The organism is Vogesella sp. AC12 (assembly GCF_024437575.1).
GTDB lineage: Bacteria > Pseudomonadota > Gammaproteobacteria > Burkholderiales > Chromobacteriaceae > Vogesella > Vogesella indigofera.
Map to the genome: position 1 here is coordinate 606,079 of NZ_JANFNU010000001.1, position 23,592 is coordinate 629,670.

At 59.9% G+C, this 23,592-nt stretch carries 19 protein-coding genes and 2 tRNA genes; 12 read left to right on the forward strand and 9 right to left on the reverse strand.

Annotated elements, in window-relative coordinates; genetic code table 11:
• Positions 1-25: 25 nt before the first annotated feature.
• The 3 genes from NOM55_RS03055 to NOM55_RS03065 all read right to left on the reverse strand — a co-directional run bounded on the left by NOM55_RS03055 (position 26) and on the right by NOM55_RS03065 (position 4,929).
• Positions 26-3,115 carry an efflux RND transporter permease subunit gene (locus tag NOM55_RS03055; protein WP_255907430.1) on the reverse strand — a complete coding sequence of 1,030 codons (3,090 nt, stop codon included), beginning with the start codon at positions 3,113-3,115 and terminating at the stop codon, positions 26-28.
• Complete coding sequence (locus NOM55_RS03060) at positions 3,112-4,227, reverse strand: efflux RND transporter periplasmic adaptor subunit (protein WP_255907431.1); 1,116 nt, start codon at positions 4,225-4,227, stop codon at positions 3,112-3,114. The genes NOM55_RS03055 and NOM55_RS03060 overlap by 4 nt, the downstream gene beginning before the upstream one ends.
• An 84-nt stretch (positions 4,228-4,311) precedes the next feature.
• Positions 4,312-4,929 carry a TetR/AcrR family transcriptional regulator gene (locus NOM55_RS03065; protein ID WP_255907432.1) on the reverse strand — a complete coding sequence of 206 codons (618 nt, stop codon included), beginning with the start codon at positions 4,927-4,929 and terminating at the stop codon, positions 4,312-4,314.
• Between the two features lie 92 nt (positions 4,930-5,021).
• Here NOM55_RS03065 and NOM55_RS03070 point away from each other — a divergent pair, with 92 nt between their 5' ends.
• Positions 5,022-6,482: an efflux transporter outer membrane subunit gene (locus NOM55_RS03070; RefSeq protein WP_255907433.1), complete on the forward strand. Its 1,461-nt coding sequence runs from the start codon at positions 5,022-5,024 to the stop codon at positions 6,480-6,482.
• A gap of 216 nt (positions 6,483-6,698) precedes the next feature.
• Here NOM55_RS03070 and NOM55_RS03075 read toward each other — a convergent pair whose 3' ends face one another.
• Positions 6,699-7,739 carry a zinc-dependent alcohol dehydrogenase family protein gene (locus tag NOM55_RS03075; RefSeq protein ID WP_255907434.1) on the reverse strand — a complete coding sequence of 347 codons (1,041 nt, stop codon included), beginning with the start codon at positions 7,737-7,739 and terminating at the stop codon, positions 6,699-6,701.
• 134 nt (positions 7,740-7,873) lie between these two features.
• Here NOM55_RS03075 and NOM55_RS03080 point away from each other — a divergent pair, with 134 nt between their 5' ends.
• Complete coding sequence (locus NOM55_RS03080) at positions 7,874-8,353, forward strand: Lrp/AsnC family transcriptional regulator (protein WP_255907435.1); 480 nt, start codon at positions 7,874-7,876, stop codon at positions 8,351-8,353.
• A gap of 149 nt (positions 8,354-8,502) precedes the next feature.
• On the opposite strand, the gene NOM55_RS03085 is transcribed toward NOM55_RS03080, so the two are convergent.
• The 3 genes from NOM55_RS03085 to apbC all read right to left on the reverse strand — a co-directional run bounded on the left by NOM55_RS03085 (position 8,503) and on the right by apbC (position 11,962).
• Complete coding sequence (locus tag NOM55_RS03085) at positions 8,503-9,702, reverse strand: ammonium transporter (protein ID WP_255907436.1); 1,200 nt, start codon at positions 9,700-9,702, stop codon at positions 8,503-8,505.
• Between the two features lie 385 nt (positions 9,703-10,087).
• Positions 10,088-10,873 (reverse strand): glutamate racemase, encoded by a 786-nt coding sequence (murI, locus tag NOM55_RS03090; protein WP_255907437.1) that lies wholly within the window; start codon positions 10,871-10,873, stop codon positions 10,088-10,090.
• A gap of 6 nt (positions 10,874-10,879) precedes the next feature.
• On the reverse strand, positions 10,880-11,962 hold the full coding sequence (gene apbC, locus NOM55_RS03095; RefSeq protein ID WP_255907438.1) for an iron-sulfur cluster carrier protein ApbC: 1,083 nt from the start codon (positions 11,960-11,962) through the stop codon (positions 10,880-10,882).
• A 366-nt stretch (positions 11,963-12,328) separates the two neighbouring features.
• Between apbC and NOM55_RS03100 the strand changes: the two genes are divergently transcribed.
• The 5 genes from NOM55_RS03100 to NOM55_RS03120 all read left to right on the forward strand — a co-directional run bounded on the left by NOM55_RS03100 (position 12,329) and on the right by NOM55_RS03120 (position 16,504).
• A complete protein-coding gene (locus tag NOM55_RS03100) occupies positions 12,329-13,570 on the forward strand; it encodes an MFS transporter (protein WP_255907439.1) in 1,242 nt (413 codons plus the stop codon).
• Positions 13,571-13,671: 101 nt separating this feature from the next.
• On the forward strand, positions 13,672-15,732 hold the full coding sequence (gene metG, locus NOM55_RS03105) for a methionine--tRNA ligase (protein WP_255907440.1): 2,061 nt from the start codon (positions 13,672-13,674) through the stop codon (positions 15,730-15,732).
• Between the two features lie 232 nt (positions 15,733-15,964).
• Positions 15,965-16,150: a hypothetical protein gene (locus NOM55_RS03110; protein WP_047967572.1), complete on the forward strand. Its 186-nt coding sequence runs from the start codon at positions 15,965-15,967 to the stop codon at positions 16,148-16,150.
• 95 nt (positions 16,151-16,245) lie between these two features.
• A tRNA-Met gene (locus NOM55_RS03115) sits at positions 16,246-16,322 on the forward strand.
• 105 nt (positions 16,323-16,427) lie between these two features.
• Positions 16,428-16,504, forward strand: a tRNA-Met gene (locus NOM55_RS03120).
• 372 nt (positions 16,505-16,876) lie between these two features.
• Here NOM55_RS03120 and NOM55_RS03125 read toward each other — a convergent pair.
• Positions 16,877-17,116: a helix-turn-helix transcriptional regulator gene (locus NOM55_RS03125; protein ID WP_255907441.1), complete on the reverse strand. Its 240-nt coding sequence runs from the start codon at positions 17,114-17,116 to the stop codon at positions 16,877-16,879.
• A 148-nt stretch (positions 17,117-17,264) separates the two neighbouring features.
• Here NOM55_RS03125 and NOM55_RS03130 point away from each other — a divergent pair, with 148 nt between their 5' ends.
• Genes NOM55_RS03130 through NOM55_RS03140 form a run of 3 tightly spaced genes read left to right on the forward strand, consistent with a single transcriptional unit; the run spans position 17,265 to position 19,006 of the window.
• A complete protein-coding gene (locus NOM55_RS03130; protein ID WP_255907442.1) occupies positions 17,265-17,480 on the forward strand; it encodes a hypothetical protein in 216 nt (71 codons plus the stop codon).
• A 13-nt stretch (positions 17,481-17,493) separates the two neighbouring features.
• A complete protein-coding gene (locus NOM55_RS03135; RefSeq protein WP_255907443.1) occupies positions 17,494-18,720 on the forward strand; it encodes an Arm DNA-binding domain-containing protein in 1,227 nt (408 codons plus the stop codon).
• Entirely contained in the window at positions 18,707-19,006 is a 300-nt protein-coding gene (locus NOM55_RS03140) for a hypothetical protein (protein ID WP_255907444.1), read from the forward strand. Before NOM55_RS03135 ends, NOM55_RS03140 begins: the two co-directional genes overlap by 14 nt.
• 598 nt (positions 19,007-19,604) lie before the next feature.
• On the opposite strand, the gene NOM55_RS03145 is transcribed toward NOM55_RS03140, so the two are convergent.
• Complete coding sequence (locus NOM55_RS03145) at positions 19,605-20,498, reverse strand: LysR substrate-binding domain-containing protein (RefSeq protein ID WP_255907445.1); 894 nt, start codon at positions 20,496-20,498, stop codon at positions 19,605-19,607.
• Between the two features lie 279 nt (positions 20,499-20,777).
• On the opposite strand from NOM55_RS03145, the gene NOM55_RS03150 reads away from it, so the two are divergent.
• Together NOM55_RS03150 and NOM55_RS03155 are read left to right on the forward strand one after the other, a co-directional pair.
• Positions 20,778-22,043 carry a dicarboxylate/amino acid:cation symporter gene (locus NOM55_RS03150; RefSeq protein ID WP_255907446.1) on the forward strand — a complete coding sequence of 422 codons (1,266 nt, stop codon included), beginning with the start codon at positions 20,778-20,780 and terminating at the stop codon, positions 22,041-22,043.
• A gap of 59 nt (positions 22,044-22,102) precedes the next feature.
• The gene (locus NOM55_RS03155; protein ID WP_255907447.1) at positions 22,103-23,539 is read left to right on the forward strand and encodes an amino acid racemase; all 1,437 of its coding nucleotides are present in this window, start codon (positions 22,103-22,105) and stop codon (positions 23,537-23,539) included.
• Positions 23,540-23,592: the final 53 nt, after the last annotated feature.

The following is a 23,592-nucleotide window of genomic DNA, read 5'->3' on the forward strand; positions in this document are numbered from 1 at the left end:
GACAGACCGCCTTGGCGGCCCACCGTCACACGGGTGCTTCTGCCAAAGATTGCTTGACGGCGACCGGCCGGATCCTGAACCAGATGGAGTACATGGCCGGCAGGAACACCAGGGTCAGGATCGTCCCGGCAAAGGTGCCGCCAATCAGCGTGTAGGCCAGCGTTCCCCAGAACACCGAATGAGTCAGCGGAATGAACGCCAGGATCGCCGCCAGCGCGGTCAGGATCACCGGACGCGCACGCTGCACGGTCGCTTCGACCAGCGCGCGGTATGGGTCCAGCCCGGCCTGCTCGTTTTCACGAATCTGCCCGATCAATATCAGCGTGTTGCGCATCAGGATGCCCGACAGCGCAATCAGGCCGACCAGTGCATTGATGCCGAAGGGCTGCTGGAACAGCAGCAACGTCGGCACCACGCCGATCAGACCCAGTGGGCTGGTGAGGAACACCATCACCATGCCAGCGATGGAGCGCACCTGCAGGATGATGATGAGCAGGGTGATGGCCAGCATGATCGGGAAGATCGGCAGCATGGCCACTGTGGCCTTGCCCGACTCCTCGATGGAGCCCGCTTCTACGATGTGATAGCCACTGGGCAGCTTTGCCATGACCGGCTGCAGTTGCTTGGTAATGGCAGTGGACACGTCCGGCGGCTGCAAGCCTTCGGCGATGTCGCCCCGCACTGTGATGGTCGGCATGCGGTCGCGTCGGCGCATGATTGGTTCTTCCATGCGCACCTCGACCTTGCCCACCTGCGACAGCGGGATGCGCTGCCCGTTGGCGCCGGCCAGGGTGAAATCGCCGATCCTGGCCGGGTCGAGCCGGACATTCCCGGCCGAACGGGCGACGACCTGCACCGTGCGAATGTCCTCGCGCACCGCGGTGACGGGCACTCCAGTCAGCAGGAATTGCAGTTGTTGCGCCACGGCGCTGGAGCTCAGTCCAAGGGCCTGCAAACGGTCTTGTTGCAAGGTGAAGTGTAGCGAAGGTACGCGCACGCCCCAATCCGTATTGACGGTGCGCATCATCGGGCTGGCGTCCATGACCTGCTGCACCTCGGTCGCCACTTTGCGCAATACCGCAGGGTTCGGACCGCTGACCCGGTAGGCCACCGGGAAGGGCGAATAGGGGCCAAACACGAGTTGGGTGACACGCAAGCGTGCCTCGGGGGCCAGACCATTGGCGATGGCCTGCCGCAACCGGTGTTTCAACGCCTCGCGCTCGTCCTGGTTGTCCGTGCGCACCACGATCTTGGCAAACGATGGATCAGGCAATTCCGGTCCCATCGAGAAGAAAAAGCGTGGCGCCCCCTGGCCGACGTAGGCGGTGACGATTCTGGCTTCCTTCTGCCTGGTGAGCCAGGCCTCCACCTTCGCAGTGGCTGTACTGGTTTGCGTGATCGACGTGCCATAGGGCATCTGCACCTCGACCAGCACTTCAGGTCGGTCGGAGATCGGGAAGAACTGTTTCTTGACCACCGCCATGCCGAGCACCGACATCACGAAAAGGCCGATCACCGAGCCGGCGACGATCCACTTGCGGGCAATGACGCGCCCCAGCAGCTGGCGAAAGCGGTTGTAGCGTGGCGTGTCGTAGATCGCATTGTGGCCGCCTGCCGCCTTCTTGAAGTCGGGCAACAGCTTGACCCCGAGATACGGCGTGAACACCACGGCGACCACCCACGACGCGATCAGCGCGATGCCAACGATCCAGAACATATTGCTGGTGTACTCACCCGCCGAGGATCGGGCGAAGCCATTGGGCATGAAACCGACTGCCGTCACCAGCGTGCCCGACAGCATGGGCGCCGCGGTATGACTCCAGGCGTAGGCGGAAGCTTTGACGCGGCTGTAGCCTTCTTCCATTTTCACCACCATCATCTCGATGGCGATGATGGCGTCGTCCACCAGCAGGCCCAGCGCCAGGATCAGCGACCCCAGCGTGATGCGGTCGAAGTTCTTGCCGGTCGCCAGCATCACCGCAAAGACGACGGCCAGCGTCAACGGCACTGCGGCGGCAACCACGACCCCGACACGCCAGCCCATGCTCACGAAGCTGACCAGCATCACCACCAGCACCGCGGCGAAGAACTTGACCATGAACTCATCGACTGCCGAGCTGATGTTGACGGCCTGGTCGGTCACTTTGCTCAGGCTCATGCCCAGCGCTTGCTCGGCGTTGATCGCGCCGACTTCGCTATCCAGCGCCTTGCCCAGGTCCAGCCCGTTCCAGCCGTCGCGCATGATGACGCCCAGCAACAGCGCAGGTTGGCCGCCGTTACGGATCATGAACGTCGCCGGGTCTTCGTAGCCGCGCTTGACCGTGGCAATGTCCGACAACTTCAGCGTGCGGCCTTGCGCCACCACCGGTGTGTCGCGGATTTTCTGTAATTGGTCGAAGGCACCGTCCAGGCGGATGAACACCTCCGGCCCCCTGGTTTCCACCGAGCCGGCCGGCGTCAGTGCATTTTGGCTATTGAGGGCGGCGAACACCTCCTGCGGGCTGACGCCCAGCGTGGCCAGACGCTCATGCGAAAACTCGACGTAGATGCGCTCTGCCTGCTCGCCAACGATGTTGACCTTCTTCACGCCAGGCACGTGCAGCAGACGTTGGCGCAGTGTTTCCGCGTCGCGAACGAGCTCGCGCTGCGGCACGCCCCTGGCCTTGAGTGCATACAAGGCGAAGGTCACATCGGCGTACTCGTCGTTGAGAAACGGGCCGACTACGCCGGGCGGCAGATTGCGTACTTCGTCGCCGACCTTTTTGCGGGCTTGATAGAACTCGTCTTTCACCTCCGACGGCGGGGTGCTGTCCAGCAAGGTCAGCGTGGTGAAAGCCAGTCCCGGGCGGGTGTAGGTCTCGCTACGGTCATACCAGCGCAGCTCCTGCAGGCGCTTCTCGATCTTCTCCGCCACCTGGTCTTGCATCTCCTGCGCGCTAGCACCGGGCCAGGCGGTGACGATGGTCATCACCTTGATCGTGAAGGAGGGGTCCTCGGCCCGCCCCAGCTTGAAGAAGGACATCACCCCGCCCAGCGAGATCAGGATGATCAGGAACAGCGTGATGGCGCGTTCGCGTACCGCGAGCGCCGACAGGTTGAAACGGCCTTCGCTCACGGCTGGACTCCTTCGCTTGCCATGGCGACGGCTTGGTCAGCCACGCGAACCTGCCCGCCTTCGCGCAGCAGATGCGCACCGAGCGCGACGATCCGGTCGCCTTGCTTGATCTGGCCAGCGATGCGCGCGACATCGTCCCCCAGATGCAGGACGGTGACCGGCCGCCAGGAAACCTTGGCCGGCTTGCCATCGATCAGCCATACCCCCGGCCCCTTGCCCGCGTCGAACAGCGCGCCGATTGGCACCTGCATGCCGTCGTTCACTGCGGCATGGCCATCCGGGATCCGGATGGTCACCGTGCCACCCAACGGGGCGTCGGCCAATTCGCCCTCCAGCACGTAGCGTGCTTCGAAGGTGCGGGTGAGTCGGTCTGCGGCATCGGAAAGCTGGCGAAGTCTGGCCGGAACGCTGACGTCTTCCCTGCCGAACAGCGTGGCTTGCCCGCTGGAGCCGACCGCAGGGCGCAGGGTTTCCGGCAACTGGATCACCGCCTCGCGGCGCCCGGCGTGGGCCAGCCGCACCACGATCTGTCCTGCGCCCACGACTTGGCCGGGCTCGGCCAGCGTTTCCATCACCACGCCATCGCCATCCGCCAGCAGCTCCGCATAGCGGCTTGCATTGCGGGCCACGTCGGCCTGCGCCTCGGCCGCACTGAGCTGGGCTTTGGCGGCATCCGCCGCCGCCTTGACCTGGTCGTAGGCTGAAGCAGAAATTGCACCGGTGCCACGCAGGTCACGGTAGCGGGCTTCATCCTGCGCAGCCTGCTGCGCCCGCGCGCGTGCCGCGGCAACCGCCTCCAGCTGCGCCTGTGCGGCCAACTTGAGATCGGCCGGGTCTATCCGCAGTAGCGGTTGGCCGCGTTTAACGGTTTGCCCGGCGTCCACCAGACGCTCCAGTACCTTGCCGGAGACGCGGAAGCCGAGATCGCTCTGTACCCGGGCGGCTATGGTGCCAGTGAAGGCACGTGACTCAGGGCTGAATCCCTGGACGATGGCGGCACGCACCAGCGGTGTACTGGTGCGGGGGTCTGTCTGTACTTTTTCGCCGCAAGCGACCAGAGCAAACGGCAAGGCACAAATGACGGTGGAGATAGCAAGGCGATGCCGAAGCATGAAAGTCCCTTTGACGAAGTGATCGGGACTTTCAGTATTGTTCTTGTGACCAATTTAGTCAATAGTCACTAACGGGTCACATCATCATGGCGACAGGCTGCGCAGCACCAGGCTGGAAAGTTGCGCGGGTGCCTCCTCGGTGTTGTCGAAGTTGTACTGCAATAGCAGCGGGTGCAGATAAGGGCGCATCACCAGATAAATCGCTTTGGTGGTTTCATCAAGCGGCGTCTTGCGCTCAAAATCCCCGCTCAGTCGCCCCTGCTGCACGATTTCCTGCAGCAAACCCTGAATGCGCTCCTCGTAGGCGACCGTCGCCTGCCAGCGTTCACCGGCGGCCGAGGCAGCGATCTCATAGAGCTTACGGTCCTGGAAAAACAGCCGCAGGCTGGATTCCACAATGGTTCTGAACATTCGCCGCAGTTTCTCTGGCGGTCGTTCCGCGGCGTCTACCGCGGTTCTGACATCGTTCTCGATCTCGCGCAGGCAGTTGGCACAGATCATCTCGCCGATGGCCTGCTTGGACTCGAAGAACTTGTAGATATAGGCCTTGGAAAAACCAATGGCCTTGGCGAGATCCGATACTGTGGTTTTCTCGTAGCCATAGCGGCTGAAGTGCTCGGTGGCGGCGGCAACGATTTGATCGCGTACGTCGTGGTCGGCCGGGCCGCGGGCCGCAACGGGGGAGGCGTGTGTATTCTTCATGGGTTGTAGCTTACAGATCTGCTCAAAAATTGACAATGAGTGACTAATATGTATTATGGTCACTATAGTTCATTCAAATCCGGAGCCTGTCCGTGCTAGCTAAACACCCACTTGCCTTGCTCATCGCCGCCAGTCTGTTGACCGGCTGTGCCGTCGGTCCCGACTATGTCCGGCCCGATATGCCGATGCCTGAACAGTATCTGGGCGCGGCCACGGTGGAACAGCGCCATGCGTCCACCCGTGCCGACCTGGCGGCATGGTGGGAGGGTTTCGGTGATCCGCAACTGAGTCGATACGTGATGCTGGCGCTGGAACAGAATCTCGATCTCGCGCAGGCATCCGCTCGCGTCATGCAAGCGCGGGCGGGTCTGGGGGCGGCCCATGCCGCGTTGCTGCCTGCCGGCAATGTCAGCGGCCAAGCCGCCAGGGCCTACCAATCCGTTGAAACGCCCATGGGTCAAGTCTTGAGTCCGACACCAGGTTTTGACCGTTACGGCAATGCCTACGAGGCCGATCTTGCTGCCAGCTGGGAACTGGACCTGTTCGGTGGCTTGCGGCGCGGGCAAGAAGCGGCGCTGTCCGAGTATCAGGCTTCGGAAGCCGGTGCCACGGCCACGCGGCTGGCGGTGGCAGCGCAGACCGCCGACATCTATATCAGCATCCGCGGATTGCAAACCCGCCTGGATGTTGCCCGTCGGCAGGTGCAGAAACAGCAGGAACTGCTCAAGATCATCCAGCTGCTGTATGGCAAGGGCTTGGCGGCCGAACTGCAGGTGAACCAGGCCGAAGGGGCGCTGGCCCAGGTCCAGGCCGCCGTGCCCGTGCTCGAAACGGGGCTGGACGCGGCCATGAATGCACTGGATGTGATGCTGGGCTCGCCACCCGGCACGCATCGCGCCGAGCTGGCCGAGGTTGGTGCCATCCCTGCCGCCCCACGCCTTGCCGCCACCGGGTCACCCGGCGAGTTGCTCCGCCGCCGGCCAGACCTGATCGTGGCCGAGCGTCGTCTGGCGGCATCGAATGCACGTATTGGCGTCGCCCTTGCCGAGTATTACCCCAAGCTCACGCTGAGCGGACTGATCGGCAGCGCAACCGCGGTGTCCGCCGGCAATCTGTTCAGCGGTGGCGCCAGCCAGGCCGCCGGCGTGCTGGGGCTGCGCTGGCGCCTGTTCGATTTTGCGCGCATCAACGCGCAGATCGACCAGGCCAAGGGTCAGGAGGCAGAAAGGTTGGCCGCGTATCGGCTTGCCGTGCTTCGGACGACCGAGGATGTGGAAAACGCCTTCTCGGCCCTGGTCAAACGCGAAGAACAGGCGGCTGTCCTTGCCAAAGGTGTGGACTCGCTCGGACGCGCCCGGTCGGCCTCGTTTGCCGCCTATCAAAAGGGTGTCGTCAGCCTGATCGAGGTGCTGCAAGCCGATGAAAGCTTGCTCCGTGCCTCCGACGCGCATGCACAGGCGCAAACAGAATCGGCACGCGCAGCCGTCGCGGCCTTCAAGGCGCTGGGTGGTGGTTGGCAGCCTCACGAATCCGAGGTGCTGGCAATCAAGTAGCAACAGGAGCGGGACAGGGCTCCTGTGCAAACCGGCCATTGTGAGTCTGGCTACTCATTGGCTGCCTTGGCCGAACTTCAGATGAATTCCTAGTACTCAATAATGGCCACCATCAGCACAAGGGACTCCGTGTGGCCACTTGAGCGGGCGCGCGTCGGGACCTCGAAATTGGGCTTGTAGCACGAGCACGCTTCGCGTCGAAGCCTCACTCCCATCTCAGAACTCCGTGACGACGGTGACGCCGGCCACTTCGAATTTGTCCATATTCATCAGCACATCGATAGCCTGTTCAAGGTTGATCGTCCGGCCGATGAGCTTTTCCGGCGCCAGCTTGCCCGACTTCATCATCGCGAACATCGCGTCATAGCGGTGCGCCTGCATGCCATGACTGCCCAGGATTTCAAGCTCGTGCGCGATGACCTTGCTCATCGGAATGGCCGGGGCGCTGTGCTCGCCCAGCATCAGGCCGACCTGCACATGCTTGCCGCGTTTGCGCAGGTTGCTGACCGAGTTGAAGCAGGTGACAGGGTGCCCGAGTGCGTCCAGCGACACGTGCGCGCCGCCGCGGGTGATTTCCAGCACGGCTTCGACCACGTTGGCCACTTTGGCGGCATTGACCGTGGCCACCGCACCGAGCGCACGGGCGAGATCGAGCTTTTCTTCCGAAATATCAATGGCGATGACATTCGCGCCAATGGCATTGGCGATCATGATGGCCGACAGGCCGACACCGCCGCAGCCATGCACCGCCACCCACTGGCCGGCCGAGGTCTTGCCCTGATCCACCACCGCGCGGAACGAGGTGACGAAGCGGCAGCCCAGGCTGGCCGCGGTGGTGAAGTCCAGCGTTTCCGGCAAGGACACCAGATTGATATCTGCCTGATGGATGGACACGTACTCGGCAAACGATCCCCAGTGGGTGAAGCCGGGCTGGAACTGATGGTCGCAGACCTGGTGGTTACCGGAGTGGCACTCTGGGCAATGGCCGCACCCGGCCACAAACGGAACCGTCACCCGGTCGCCCACCCGCCACTTCGTCACCTGCTTGCCGACCGCCTCCACGATGCCGGAGAACTCGTGCCCCGGAACATGGGGAAGCTGAATGTCCGGATCATGACCGACCCAGCCATGCCAGTCGCTGCGGCAAACGCCGGTCGCCATGACCTTGATGACCACGCCGCCGGATTCCGGCGTCGGGTCGGGGACGGTCGTCAGTTGCGGCGGGGCAGCAAAGGATTCGTAGACAACGGCTTTCATGAGCGGCTCCTGTGTTGAAGTGTTCCTTCATTGTGAAGTATTGCCGTGAATTTACCTTTCTGTTTTCGATGGGAATAATGGCGAATATGAAATAGTATTTCGCCAGTGAAAACGGATTGAAAGGTTGTTTCGCCATGGCCGCACTAGACAAAGTGGACATTGCCATTGCCGACCGGTTGCAACAGGATGGCCGGCTGTCCAATGCCAGGCTTGCCGAGCAGCTGGCCCTGAGCGAGGCCTCCTGCTGGCGGCGCCAGAAACGGCTGGAAGAGATGGGCGTGATCGAAGGCTATAAAGCGGTACTGAACCGGCGCAAGCTCGGGATCGGCGTGATGGCCTTTGTGCAGATCGTTTGTACGCAGCACAGCGAGGAGGTCACGGCCGCATTCGAGCGGATCATTCAGGCCAGCCCCAATGTGCTCGCCTGTCACAACACGACCGGCGAGGCCGACTTCCTGTTGCAGGTCGTCGCCAGGGATCTCGATGACTACAGCCGTTTTGTCGAGAAAGTGCTGAGAAAATTGCCGGGTGTGTTGAGCATTCGTAGCAATATCTCGTTGCGGGAAATGAAGGTGACGAACAAGTTGCCGATTACGGACATCGACCTGGCCTAGACCGGCCTGGGCGACTCGCCCCTGTCGCGCGCCAGCACCCGCACGGACACAGAATGGAAAGAGACCCCTTTCGGAGCCTCTCTTTGCGTCGAGTCCAAGTGCCGGCTCGTTAAGCCGTCCCGGCGGACCTGATTTTTCCGGATCACGTATTACCAGTTGCTCTCCCGCTCCGGGGTCGCGGTGATGTTGTGGATGGACAGGTCGGCGCCGTTGAATTCTTCCTCGTCGCTTAAGCGGATGCCGACCACTTTTTTCAGCACGCCGTAGACCAGATAGCCGCCGCCAAAACCGATGCCGATGCCGGCCACGGTGCCGATCAGCTGCGAGGCCAGGCTGACGCCGCCGGCGCCGCCCAGCCAGTGCTGGCCGAACAGGCCGGCGGCGATGCCGCCCCAGGCACCGCACAGGCCGTGCAGCGGCCACACGCCGAGTACGTCGTCGATCTTCCAGCGGTTTTGCGTGAGGGTGAACAGGTACACGAACATGGCGCCGGCGACGCCGCCGGTGACCAGCGCGCCCAGCGGGTGCATCACGTCGGAGCCGGCGCACACCGCCACTAGCCCGGCCAGCGGGCCGTTATGGATGAAGCCGGGGTCGTCGCGGCCGGCCCACATCGCGGTCAGCGTGCCGCCGACCATCGCCATCAGCGAGTTGACCGCCACCAGCCCTGAGATGCCGCCGACCTTCTGCGCACTCATCACGTTGAAGCCGAACCAGCCGACGATCAGGATCCAGGCGCCCAGCGCCAGGAAGGGGATCGACGACGGCGGGTGGGCGCTGACGCGGCCTTCCCTGGTGTAGCGGCCGCGGCGGGCGCCGAGCAGCAGCACCGCCGCCAGCGCGATCCAGCCGCCGACCGCGTGCACCACCACCGAGCCGGCAAAATCGTGGAAGGGCGCGCCGAAGTTGGCCGCAAGCCAGTCCTGGATGCCGAAGTGGCCGTTCCACACGATGCCTTCAAAAAACGGGTACACCAGTCCGACCAGCAGGAAGGTGGCCGCCGATTGCGGGTGCAGGCGCGCGCGCTCGGCGATACCGCCGGAGACGATGGCGGGAATGGCGGCGGCAAAGGTCAGCAGGAAGAAGAACTTCACCAGCTCATAGCCGTTGGCCTGGCTAATGTGGCTGACGTCGCTGAAGAAGTGCACGCCGTAGGCGACGCCGTAGCCGACAAAGAAGTAGGCCAGCGCCGAGATGGCGAAGTCGGTGAGGATCTTGACCAGCGCGTTGACCTGGTTTTTCTTGCGCACGGTGCCCAGCTCCAGAAAGGCGAAGCCGGCGTGCATCGCCAGCACCAGAATGGCCCCGATCAGTAAGAACAATACGTCGTTTGCACTTGTTTCCGTCATGCTTGCGCTCCAATGGTGCGTATCCGTGGTGCAGCACGGCGGGCTGCGGATACGAATGCCTGTGATTGGGGCGCTTTCTTGCAAAAATGGTGCCAGCGGGCGCCAGCCTTGTGCATCAAGGCGTCATGACGATGCCTTGCGCCGGCTGCTGGTGCGGAGGAGGGTGCTTGCCTTGATTTGGTGCGGATTGATGTGCGCTATTGGTGCGTACTGCGCTGCGGCCAACGTTGGCCGCAGCCTCAGAACCTGTTCACGCTCCGCTGCGGCTTGATCTCGATGGGGCGATGCGGTGCTGGCGGTGGCTTCGGCATGCTTGTTTATATCTGGATAAACGCCGCTTCCGCAGCCGTTTTCGTCTTGCCTCGCGGAGATCGTGAACACGCTCTCAGGCCGGCTGCAGTGCCTCGACGCGGTCGTCGCGCTGCAGGATCTGCTGCAGGAATTGTTGCATGCTGTGATCGTCGCCGGTGGTGACGAAGCGGTAGTGCGGCGGCGTCTGCGGGCCGCTGCGGCAGTGGTGTTGCTGCAGCAGGCGCAGCGTCTGGCGCACCACGGCGTCGGTGGGATCGATGATGTCGATGTGCGGCGGCAGCTGCTCGCGGATCAGCGGCGCCAGGAACGGGTAGTGGGTGCAGCCGAGTACCACGTGGTCGACGTTGTGCGCCAGCAACGGCGCCAGCGCCGCGGCGACGGTGCGCCGGGCCGTGTCGCTGTCCAGCTCGCCGCTTTCCACCAGCTCGACAAAGCCGGTGCCGGCCTGGCTGTAGATCTCGGCGTGGTCGTGCAGCTGCGCCGCCAGCTGGCGGAATTTCTCGCCGCGCAGCGTGGCCTGCGTTGCCAGCACGCCGACCTTGCCGCTTTGCGTCGACAGCGCCGCCGGCTTGATCGCCGGCTCCATGCCGACAATCGGCAGTGCCGGGTGGCGCTGGCGCAGGTGGCGCGCCGCGGCGCTGGTGGCGGTGTTGCAGGCGATCAGCAGCAGGGTGGCGCCCTGTGCCAGCAGGTAGTCGGCGATCAGCTCGGCGCGGGCGATCAGCTCGTCGTCGCTGCGCCCGCCGTAAGGACAGTAGCCCTGATCGGCCAGGTAGATCACCGGTTCGTCGGGAAGCTGGGCGGTGAGCTCGCGCCACACCGAAAGGCCGCCTAGGCCGGAATCAAACATGCCGATCATGAGGGATTAACTGTTCTGGATGACGATTTTCGGGAATTTACCAGAGAAGTCGCGTGCCTTGTCACCGACCTTGACCGCCACCTTGCGCGCGATCTGCTGGTAGCGTGCCGCCAGCGCGCTGTCCGGCGCCGCCGCCACCGTCGGGCAGCCGTCGTCGGTGGCCAGGCGGATGCCCAGATCCAGCGGCAGCGAACCGAGCACGTCGACGCCGTACTGGGCGCTCATCTTGTCGGCGCCGCCGTGGCCGAAGATGTGTTCTTCGTGGCCGCAGTTGCTGCACACGTGCATCGCCATGTTCTCGACGATGCCGAGGATGGGCACGCCCACCTTCTCAAACATCTTCAGCCCCTTTTTCGCATCCAAGAGCGCGATGTCCTGCGGCGTGGTGACGATGATGGCGCCGGTGACCGGCACCTTCTGCGACAGTGTCAGCTGGATGTCGCCGGTGCCCGGCGGCATGTCGATCACCAGGTAGTCCAGCTCGTTCCACAGCGTGTCGTTGAGCAGCTGCTGCAGCGCCTGGCTCACCATCGGGCCGCGCCACACCATCGCCTGGTCCTCGTCCACCAGGTAGCCGATCGACATCGTCTGCACGCCGTGCGCCGGCAGCGGCACCAGCTTGCCGTCGATCACCTCCGGCTTCTGGCCCTGCAGGCCCATCATCAGCGGCTGCGACGGGCCGTAGATGTCGGCATCCAGAATGCCGACCGACGCGCCTTCTGCCGCCAGCGCCAGCGCCAGGTTGGCCGCAGTGGTGGACTTGCCGACGCCGCCCTTGCCGGAGGACACCGCGATGATGTTCTTCACCCCCGGCAGCAGCGGCACGCCGCGCTGTACCGAGTGGCTGGTGATCTCGCTGACCACGTCGATGCTCAGCTTGCGCTCGCCGGCCAGCGGCGCCAGCCGTTCGCGGAACAGCTCGGCGATGGCGGCGAAGCGGCTTTTGGCCGGGTAGGGCAGGGCCACGCGCACATTGAGGTGGGCGGCATCGTTTTGCTGCACGCTGACGCCTTTGCGGTAGGGCTTGTGGGTGTCTTCGTCGATCAGGTCGGCGATGGCATCGAGAATGTCGGTGTCGGTCAGGGCCATGTCAGTAGTCCGGGAAGCGGCGTCGCCATGGACGCCAAACAGTTTGCCGAGTCGGGAAAGCATGATGGGTGATCTTGAGCGGGATGAATAGCCGACTATTTTAATCGGGTTTGCCGCAGGCGAACAGGCTTGCCCGCCGTTTTGGCCGCAGCCGTCATGATAAGCGCTGCGCCGGCGTCGTGCATGCCGCTGTCGGCGTGGCTGCGGCCAACCTTGGCCGCAGCGGGGGGCTTACTTTTTTGTCATGGTGATGGTGTGGACGGATTTGCTGGTGTAAGTAGCTGATTTGGCGTAGAATCGACGCCTTTTTTCTGAACCGGCACGGGGTGGCAGACTGCTCCGCTGTGGTTTTCCCGAGGTTACGTTTTGTCTGAATTTACCAAGATTTCCCGTTTGACCCCGGCGCGGATGCTGTTCCCGCTGGCGCTGGTGCTGTTTGAATTTGCGGTCTACATCGCCAACGACATGGCGCAGCCGGCGATGCTGCGCGTGGTGCAGGAGTTCGGCGTAGGCATCGAGTGGGTGCCGATGGCGATGACCGCTTTCCTGCTCGGCGGCGCGCTGATGCCGTGGCTGACCGGGCCGCTGTCCGACCGCATCGGTCGCCGTCCGGTGCTGCTGGGCGGGGTGGTCTATTTCATCGTCGCCTGCCTCGCCACCTATCTGGTGACCTCGATCGAGGCGTTCATGGCGCTGCGCGTGCTGCAGGGCGTCGGCCTGTGCTTCATCAATGCCGTCGGCTACGCCGCGGTGCAGGAGGCGTTCGAGGAGAAGACCGCGGTCAAGGTCACCGCGCTGATGGCCAACGTGGCGCTGATCGCGCCGATGGTCGGCCCGCTGGCCGGCGCCGCGTTGATCGAGTTCGCGCCGTGGCGCAGCTGCTTCCTGTTCATCGCCGGCGTGTCGCTGCTGGCGCTGGTCGGGCTGTGGTGGAAGATGCCGGAAACGGTCAACGTTGGCCGCACGCGCGCACCCTTGCGCCGCATGGGCGCGGATTACCTGGCGCTGCTCGCCGACCGCCGCTTCGTGCTGTCGCTGCTGTGCATCCCGCTGCTGGCGATGCCGCTGATGGGCTGGATCGCGCTGTCGCCGGTGCTGCTGGTGGAAGACCTCGGCATGAGCACCGTCGAATACGGCCTGTGGCAGCTGCCGGTGTTTGGCGGCCTGATCGCCGGCAATTTCGCGCTGGTGCTGCTCACCGAGCGCCTGGCGCTGGGACGCTCGGTGCTGCTGGGCATGTGGCCGATTGTCGGCGGCCTGGCGCTGATGCTGGGCGGCATCCAGTTCAGCAGCGTGCCGCACATCTATATGGTGGCCGGCATGAGCCTGATGGCGTTCGGCGAGGGGCTGTCGTTTGCGGTGCTGTACCGCTTCGCGCTGATGGCCAGCACGGTGAGCAAGGGCACGGTGTCGGCGGCGATGAGCATGCTGTCGATGGCCGGCTACGCGCTCGGCATCGAGCTGTTCCGCCACGCCTATATCGTCGGCGGCATGATCGGCTTCGCGCTGATGTCGTTGCTGACCTCGCTGCTGTTCGTGCTGGTGGCGCGGCCGCGGGTCCGCCACGCGATGAAGCTGCGCGCGGTGCCGGTGGCGCAGGCAGCCTGATGTTTCGGGCGCACTGTTTATAAAGGTTGGCCGCAACGCTGTTGCGGCCAACCTTTGTCGTTATAATCGACGGTTTCGTATTGCTTATCGGGATGCATTTCATGACTAAACGCCAGATTCTGGTTACCAGCGCACTGCCGTACGCCAACGGCGCCATCCACTTGGGGCACATGGTTGAGCACATCCAGACCGATGTCTGGGTGCGTTTCCAGAAGATGCGTGGCCACGAGTGCTACTACGTTTGTGCCGACGACACCCACGGCACCCCGATCATGCTGGCCGCGGAAAAGCAGGGCATCACTCCGGAGCAGCTGATCGAGCGCGTGAACACCGAGCATCTGGCCGATTTCAGCGGCTTCCACATCGGCTACGACAACTACTACAGCACCAACAGCCCGGAAAACAAGGCGTTCTCCGAGCAGGTCTACCTCGCGCTGAAGGCCAACGACAAGATCGCCAGCCGCACCATCGAGCAGCTGTACGACCCGGAAAAGAACATGTTCCTGCCGGACCGCTTCGTGAAGGGCGAATGCCCGAAGTGCGGCGCGGCCGACCAGTACGGCGACAACTGCGAGAAGTGCGGCGCCACCTACAGCCCGACCGAGCTGAAAAACCCGTACTCCGCGGTTTCCGGCGCCAAGCCGGTGCTGAAGACCTCCGAGCACTACTTCTTCCGCCTCGGCGAGTGCACCGGCTTCCTGCAGGACTGGACCGCCGGCAGCAGCCTGCGCGGTGACGGCGCGAGCCAGGCCCACCTGCAGGCCGAATCGCTGAACAAGATGAACGAGTGGATCGAAGGCGGCCTGCAGGACTGGGACATCAGCCGCGATGCGCCGTACTTCGGTTTCGAGATCCCCGGCGCGCCGGGCAAGTACTTCTACGTATGGCTGGACGCGCCGATCGGCTACATGGCCAGCTTCAAGAACCTGTGCGACCGCACCGGCATCGATTTCGACGCGTGGTTCAAGCCGGACAGCAAGACCGAGATGTACCACTTCATCGGCAAGGACATCCTCTACTTCCACGCGCTGTTCTGGCCGGCGATGCTGAAATACGCCGGCTACCGCGCGCCGAGCGGTGTGTTTGCGCATGGCTTCCTGACCGTGGACGGCCACAAGATGTCCAAGTCGCGCGGCACCTTCATCACCGCCAAGTCCTACCTCGACTGCGGCCTGAATCCGGAATGGATGCGCTACTACATCGCCGGCAAGCTCAACGGCCGCATCGAGGACATCGACCTCAACCTCAATGACTTCGTCGCGCGCGTCAACTCGGACGTGGTCGGCAAGTTCGTCAACATCGCCAGTCGCGCCGCCGGCTTCATCAGCAAGCGCTTCGGTGGCCAGCTGGCGGCCAAGCTCGAAGACGAAACCCGTCTGCTCGGCAACATCGCCGGTGAAGCGGAGAACATCGCCGCTGCCTATGAGGCCCGCGAGTACGCCAAGGCGCTGCGCGAGGTGATGGCGATTGCCGACATCGTCAACGGCTACGTCGACGCCAACAAGCCGTGGGAACTGGCCAAGCAGGAAGGGCAGGACGCGCGCCTGCACGAAGTGTGCAGCGTGCTGATCAACGCCTTCCGCCTGCTGACCATCTACCTGAAGCCGGTGCTGCCGAAGCTGGCCGAAGGCGTGGAAGCCTTCCTCGACGTGGCGCCGCTGCAGTGGGCGGATGCCGACCAGCTGCTGCTGGGCCACACCATCAAACCGTACCAGCACCTGATGCAGCGTATCGACCCGCTGCTGGTGGAAAAACTCATCGAGGCGAACAAGCAAAGCATGGAAGCACAAGCACCGGCCGCTGCGGCCAACTACGAGCCATTGGTCGACACCATCAAGATCGACGACTTCGCCAAGCTGGACCTGCGCGTAGGCAAGGTGCTGGCTTGCAACTTTGTCGACGGCTCCGACAAGCTGTTGCAATTCACCGTCGACCTCGGCTTCGAACAGCGCAACATCTTCTCCGGCATCCGCAGCGCCTATCAGCAGCCGGAAGCGCTGGTTGGCCGCAAGGTGATCGTGGTCGCCAACCTGGCCGAGCGCAAGATGCGCTTCGGCGTGTCGCAGGGCATGATCGTGTGCGCCTCCGGTCCGGAGGACAACTCCGGCCTGTTCCTGCTGGATGCCGACGACGGCGCCGAACCGGGTATGCGCATCGGCTGATCGCCTTGCCTGTTTGCCAGTGCTGCCAATGCCCCGTCGCCGACGGGGCATTTTTCATGGCGCCGATTCATCAGATTTTCATAATTGCTGCTTAAGCTGCGATCAGTGCTACGGGAACTCCGTGAAACTACCTATAGTCAATAGCAACATAAACACGTTATCGTAGCGTGAGCTTATGTTGTTTCAGTAAGCCGGATAATCGTCAGAAAAAGAATGACAAAAAGGAAAAATCATGAGAATCAACCAACTTGAGCCAGGCCATAGCATCCTGGAAACAACTGACAGCGGTGAAGAAATCCGTTTCGAAGTCATCAATGTCAAGCCGCTGGGCCGACGCTACGAGGTGACGATGCGCACTTCCGCCGGTCTGGAAAGCGTGGTCTACCCGGGCAACGCCTACGTACAGACCGCCGCCTGATATTGCGTGGTGCCACAATCAAAGCCCTGCCTTGCAGGGCTTTTGTCTTTTTGCTTGACGCGCCGCAATGTACGCGGTATTATCTCTTTCTCAGTCGCGGGATGGAGCAGTCTGGTAGCTCGTCGGGCTCATAACCCGAAGGTCGTAGGTTCAAATCCTGCTCCCGCAACCAGAATTCATAAAACAGTTTGGCGACTAAACTGTTTTGCATTGAGAAATATAAATGGCAGTTTGCCATTTGTTTTTCATGGCACAATCTATACTTGCAGTATTCAGTCGCGGGATGGAGCAGTCTGGTAGCTCGTCGGGCTCATAACCCGAAGGTCGTAGGTTCAAATCCTGCTCCCGCAACCACATATAAGCCCCTGATTCAATTGAAAAATTGGATCAGGGGTTTTGTGCTTTTATACCCGTGAGTTGGGCACAGGAGCTCTTCTGTGCCCATTTTTGTGCCCGGCGTGTGCCCAGTTGAGATAAAAGCCTGGCAATTTTGACCTTTGGTCATTTTCTGGGCTCAGATCTGGCACGACCTTTGGGTGATTTGTCTTGATCGTGCCCAATGGGCACATCATGGGCACGGTCGTCATATCACATTAATCGCGTTTTTGTTCCCATAAGCTACACCCCTAGCTTTGTATCTGACTGAAAAAAAAAGGTGTTTTTTAGTCAAGTAGCAACTTGTGCTGGCCCAAGGAGCGGCTTGTATCGCGTTCTCTGTTGGATGTTTTATTCTGCCGGGTCGATTTTTTCTGTGCTGGGCACAGGTTTGGGAACGTACTCAAGCAGATCACCAAGTTGGCAGTTGAAGTAGCGGCACAGCGCATCCAGTACATCCAGTTCAATACGCTCAGCCGTCTCATGATAGAGACGCGTCAGTGTTCCCCTGTTGAGGCCAGTATCACGGGCGAGGTCACTAATCTTCAGACGTTTTTCTCCCATGATGCGAGAGAGGTGGCATTTAATCATTTATGTTCCTCGATCAAAAAAACCTCCTGTAGATCAAAAAGCCTTGCAATAGGTATTTTTGTGTGTAATATGATCTTCAGGAGATCAAAATTAACGCTATAGGGCGATTGTGTTCTCCTGATTCTACATTTCTACCAGGAGTAAGACCATGAATACCACCTATATCACAACAGAAGAGCTGGCCTCGCGTATTCACTATGACGCACGGACAATCCGCAACAATCTGGTCGACAGCTGCCTAATTGAAGGCAAGCACTATGTTCGACCCTTTGGTAGAAGGAAGTATCTGTTCATTTGGGAGGCCATTGAGGCAGATCTCCTGCGCGCTAATGTCGATGGCATTGCAATGCCAGTAGCCGAGTAACAAGGAGATAGCCATGGGTGTAGTCAGAGCCAGGAAGGAAACAGGATTGCTGTTTCTGGATTTTCGTTGGGACGGGAAGCGTTGCCGTGAACAAACTGAGCTTCGTGATACCGCTGCCAACCGCAGGAAGCTTGAGAAGATGCTGGCGCAAATTGAGTCCGAGATTCAACTTGGTCGCTTTAGTTACGCTACCTTCTTTCCTGATAGCCGGAAGGGCGTGGAAGTGACACTTGCTCCCGTCTCTGTCTTTTCTCCTGCGAGGGAGGAGATCGTGATGGATGAGGCGGTCCTGAAGACGCCACTCTTTGCCGACTTCATTAAGGAATGGCTCAGCGAAAACCAGATCGGTTGGCGACGTTCGTACCAGGTAACCATCCGCGGGAATATCGATAAATACTATCTGCCCGCATTTGGAAGTGTCAGGGTCGGGGCTGTCACTCGGGCTGATCTGCTCAAATTCCGGTCATCACTCGCCAAAGTATCCGGCCGGAATGGGAACACAACACTATCTGCCAACCGCATCAACAAGATCATGGATCCGTTGCGCAGGGTATTTGAGGAAGCCGCCGACCGTTATGACTTTACCACGCCCTACGTGCGCATCAAACCGTTGAAGGTGCCGAAGTCTGATGTCCAGCCACTCACGCTGCAAGAGGTGAAGCTGATCGTCGATTCGGTTCGGCCCGATTTTCGCAATTACTACATCGTTCGTTTTTTCACCGGTATGCGTACCGGTGAAATAGACGGGCTGAAATGGAAGTATGTCGACTTTGACCGTCGACAAATTCTGATCCGGGAAACAATCGTGTATGGGGAGGATGACTACACTAAGACCGATGCATCACAGCGCGATATTGCAATGAGCCAGCCAGTGTATGAGGCACTGGTGAATCAGTACAAGGCAACGGGTGCTATGTCCGAGTACGTATTTTGCAACCTGCAGGGAATGCCCATTGAGCACAACAATGTGACCAAGCGAGTGTGGTACCCCCTGTTGGCCTCACTTGGTCTGGAGCGTCGCCGGCCTTATCAAACTCGGCATACGGCAGCAACCCTCTGGCTCGCTGCCGGTGAGGCGCCGGAATGGATTGCAAGACAGATGGGGCATGCCAATACTGAGATGCTGTTCAAAGTGTATTCCCGTTTTGTGCCGAACCTGACACGTAAAGATGGTTCTGCATTCGAGCAATTGCTGAAAACGGCGCACATTCAGCAAGGAGATGTCCATGAGAAGGTTTAGCGAGGAGAGGGCGCAGCAACATACGTTGGCATTGCTAGAAATTAGCGTTTATCTGTGCGAACTGAGCCGCAATAAAGCTTTGCCGGTTGCTTTGCGGGAGCAAGCCATGGCTTTGTTTCAGGACTATCCGAGTGTCACCGAGATCATCATCTTGGCGAAGCGGGACCAGGGGACGACGGGGGATCGATGCCTGTTGGCCAATGTCGAGAAAGAGCTCTTTACCGGCGACAAGTATCTTTTGCTTAGGCGAGCTTTGCAGGCGGAAGCCCACCGGAAAAAAATGTGATTTCAGAAAGTGCTTCTCTATTACGGCTGCCTTTGAATTTAGGGCAGCCGTTTTAGCCTTGGGCTACGTGGTCTGTCCTGCCGTTAATAGAGAGCAGGAGAGAAATAATAGCAAAACGATTAAGGATATCGTCAGAGATCACTCTCGGGGGCTTCTGTCACTCACCAACCGTGTTTTCTTTACTGACCCCTACAGCCAGCACCAGGCGATCCACCAGTTCTGACAACTCCTGCTTTTTAGCTCGGCCAAGTTGCTCACGCAGCAAGATCAACCAGCGTTCAGCAACTGCTGCTCATGAGTCCGGATGAAGGCATACCTTACCCGGACTCCTTGGCAAAGTATGCGGCGGCCTTCCTAAGAAACTCACTCCGGCTTAGGCATGGCTTGCAGCGCATACCTGTTTGACGGCTTCAATCTTGAATTCTTCGGGGAAACGCTGCCTGCTCATGACACCTCCTTGTAGGGCCAAGTGTGAGGCTCACGAGGTATCTAGGAAAGGAGGGGCGATTCAGAGGGAGAGAATGGTGCCGTGGTAAATTGGGAGTGTCACTAATATCAGGATTTACAATGCTATAAACGTGAAGCAATGCCGTTATTCTCAGCGTAAGGACTGCCACAACTCCTGCAATGCGGCATTGGAATTATTGATGGCACGATAGACTCGGATTTCAAGCTTGGTATTCCACTCGTCTGGTCCTGCGTGAGCGAGCTTTCCATTTTGTAAGGCCTCAGTCGCCGCACTCTCTGGCACCCATGCGACTCCATAACCCTCACAGGCCATGTTCAGCAGCAGCATGGCCATATCAGCTTCGTTGCATCGCTCCAGGAAGGGTTCAACTTGCACCTGTTTGAGAATCACCTCAACAACTCGGCCCAAGAAGGTAGTAGAGGTGTAGGCCAAATAGGGGGTAGGTGCAGTTTTCTTCCCCGGTAGACCGAATGCGGGACGCCCTGAAGATAATACCGCCGTGACCGGGATGAAGCCCTCATGTCCTAATGACAGGTATTCGAACTTCTCCGGGTCCAACAGGATGGGTGCCAGTGGGTGGTGGTAACAGAACATCAGATCACAGCTACCTTCAGATAAGGCAGTGACAGCGTCCAGCACGTTCTCAGCCACGACTCGGGTATTGAATTGGTCATGACGAGATTGGAATTGCTTCATCCACTTGGGCAGGAAGGTCATCGAGAGGGTGTGCCCGGCCCGGATCTGGATGGCTTTGCCTGGCATGCGGGTTTCCTGGCGAATTTCCGCTCTGGCGGCCAGCAGCAACTGCAGCGCTTCCCGTCCTTGTTCGCAAAACAGCTTGCCAGCCAGTGTCAATTCCAGCGGATAAGTGCCTCTGTCCACCAAGTCGGCACCAACCCATTCCTCCAGTGAGCGTATCCGCCGCGATAACGCTGACTGGGTGATGTGGCGACTCTCCGCCGCTCGGGAAAAATTCTTGGTTTCGGCCAACGCGAGGAGGTCGTCTATCCATCTGATATACATCTTTACCTCCCCGTAACACGCCACAGCTTGGCTAACCGATATCACAGCCCTGATGAATCATCGGCTTAGTGCAAAAAAAAAGCTATTCCGAATCCGCATAGCGGTATGAGCCATCCTCATCAAGGGGTTTTGGATCCGACTCTAGACTTCAATGGCGCACTCACCGCGTGTGCCTACATAGGAGTCTGTCATGAATATTCTAAGAAAATTTTTACCTGCCGAGACCGGCCTCCAGGTCTCTCGATTTGCTTGTCACCAAGTACCGACGGGAGCGCAGCCATGAATACCCAAAAACTGACACGCCAGATCGGCATAGCGATGCTGCTGGGCATTCTGGTGGGCTACATTTTCCACAGCTTTGCTCCGGATACTCAGGCTGCCAAGGATATTGCCAGCTACTTCAGTTTGGTAACGGATATCTTCCTGCGCATGATCAAGATGATCATCGCGCCATTGGTGTTTGCCACACTGGTTACTGGTATCGCCAGCATGGGCGATGCCAGTGCAGTTGGCCGCATCGGCCTCAAGGCCATGCTGTGGTTTGTTAGCGCGTCCATTGTTTCCTTGCTGCTTGGCATGGCACTCGTGAACCTGTTTGAACCGGGTGTTCACATGCAGCTGGTACTACCGAGTATTGCTGAGAGTTCTGGCCTGAAAACCGCTGATTTGACCCTCAAGGGCTTCATTACCCACGTGTTTCCGAGAAGCATTGCGGAAGCCATGGCCGGCAACGAGATTCTGCAGATTCTGGTGTTCTCCTTGTTCTTCGGCGCCGCGCTTGGCTTTGTGAAAGGCAAGGGCTATACCATGCTCGACAAGTGCCTTGATGAACTGGTGCACATCATGTTCCGCATTACCGATTATGTGATGCGTCTAGCACCGATTGGTGTGTTTGCCGCCATGGCAGCAGTGATAACGGTACAAGGGCTCGGCGTGCTGCTGAGCTACGGCAAACTGATCGGCGAGTTCTACCTGGGATTGGCATTGTTGTGGGGGATTCTGCTGGCTGTCGGCTATCTGTTCTTGGGGAAGTCAGTCGGTGGCCTTCTGCGGCTGATCCGTGAACCGATCATGCTTGCATTCTCGACGGCCAGCAGCGAGTCGGCCTACCCGAAAACTATCGAATCTTTGGAAAAATTCGGTGTCTCCAAACGCATTTCCAGCTTTGTGCTGCCGCTTGGCTACTCGTTCAATCTGGATGGTTCGATGATGTATCAGGCATTTGCCGTGCTGTTCATCGCACAGGCTTATGGTATCGAGATGAGTCTAGCCCAGCAGTTGATTCTGCTGCTGGTACTGATGGTGACGAGCAAGGGCATGGCCGGTGTGGCGCGCGCCTCACTGGTGGTGGTCGCCGCAACCCTGCCGATGTTCAACCTGCCGGAGGCCGGGCTGCTGCTGATCATGGGTATCGACCAGTTCTTTGACATGGGACGCACTGCGACCAATGTACTGGGCAATAGCCTAGCCACCGCCGTGGTTGCTAAGTTGGAAGGTGAGCAGAGCACCCAAGAGACTATTCAACCTGCGGAAGCCCGCACCTGATATTTAACCCTGTGCGGCCGCTTGATGTGGCCGCCTTCCTTCGCTGAGTCGTTACGATCATGAACAAAAGAACCTTGGGCATCATCGGTGGGCTGGGAGCGCTGGCTGGCGCCGACCTATTCGGGAAGCTTCTGAAAGCGCATGCAGCTCGTCATGCGGAAACGGAACTACATTTTCTGCTTGAACAGCACCCATTCCGTGGGGCCGGTACTTCGCTGGAGCAAGACAGTAACGTTATCGCACGTAAACTCTATGTGTTCGAAACCGGCCGTACCCTGATTCAACGTGGTGTGGATACCATCTTACTTCCATGCTTTGCCAGTCACGTGTTTCGCGATGAGATTCAAACCGAACTCGAGGTGCCCGTGCTGGATATGATGGATGCGCTTTTCCGGTATGTGGTGGCTCGGTTGGCACCGGGTCTCCGGCTTGGTGTGCTGACATCAGACTACGTACGCCATGCGGGGCTGTTCGAGCGCTATTTTGGCGAACATTACCAACTACTCTATCCCTCTCCTCATGAGCAAGAGGGGCTCATGGAGGCCGTGTACGGCGCTCGTGGCTTACAGGTCGGAGGGGAGGATCGATTTGCAATTGATTTAGTAGGGCGAGCCTGCCATCAGTTGCAGGAACAGCAGGCCGACCTGCTACTGCCCGGGTTTACTGAGCTGGCCATGGTGGCAGCCGAATTGCAGAGGCTTGGCATTGCTTTAGCAGATATTAATGAAATCTATGCTGAATATGCCTTGCTCCATCAAAAAGAGGTTGCATCGGCGCCATTCAAGCTGGGGATCGTTGGCGGGGTGGGTCCGGCGGCAACGGTCGACTTCATGAATAAGGTTATCCGTAACACACCGGCCAACCGTGATCAGGATCACATTAAGATGGTGGTGGAGCAGAATCCCCAAATTCCCGATCGCACCGCCAATCTGCTTCACGGAGAGACTGACCCGACCGTGGCCATGCTATCCACCTGCAAGCGCTTGGAGGCAGACGGCGCCCATGCCATCGCTATCCCATGCAATACCGCTCACGCGTTTGTTCCAAGTATCCAGCCTTACTTGAGCGTGCCCGTGGTTCACATGTTGAAAGAGACGATCGAGCATATCCGTAAGCACTACGGCACCAACGGGCCTGTAGGACTGCTGGCGACTTCCGGTACGGTGCAAAGCAGGGTCTACCACACCATTGCAGAAGCTGCCGGCCTTACGCTGATTGTTCCTGATTCTCTCCATCAGAACTTGGTGATGGGCGCCATTTACGGCGAGCAGGGAGTCAAGGCTGGCTATACCACAGGACGTTGCAAGGAAGACTTACTGGCAGCGGCTGAACACCTTGCTGACTCCGGTGCCCAGGTACTGATCCTCGGCTGCACAGAGTTACCGCTATTGCTCCCACAGTGTGAGAGTTTCAGATTGGGTGACCATACGGTAGCACTGATCGATCCGACCGAGATCCTGGCCCGGCGCTGTGTCGAGCTTGCCTGCGCTCATTAGTTTGCAAGAGGAGTCCGATGGATCTGCACCCCTCAGCTCATACCAATCAAAAG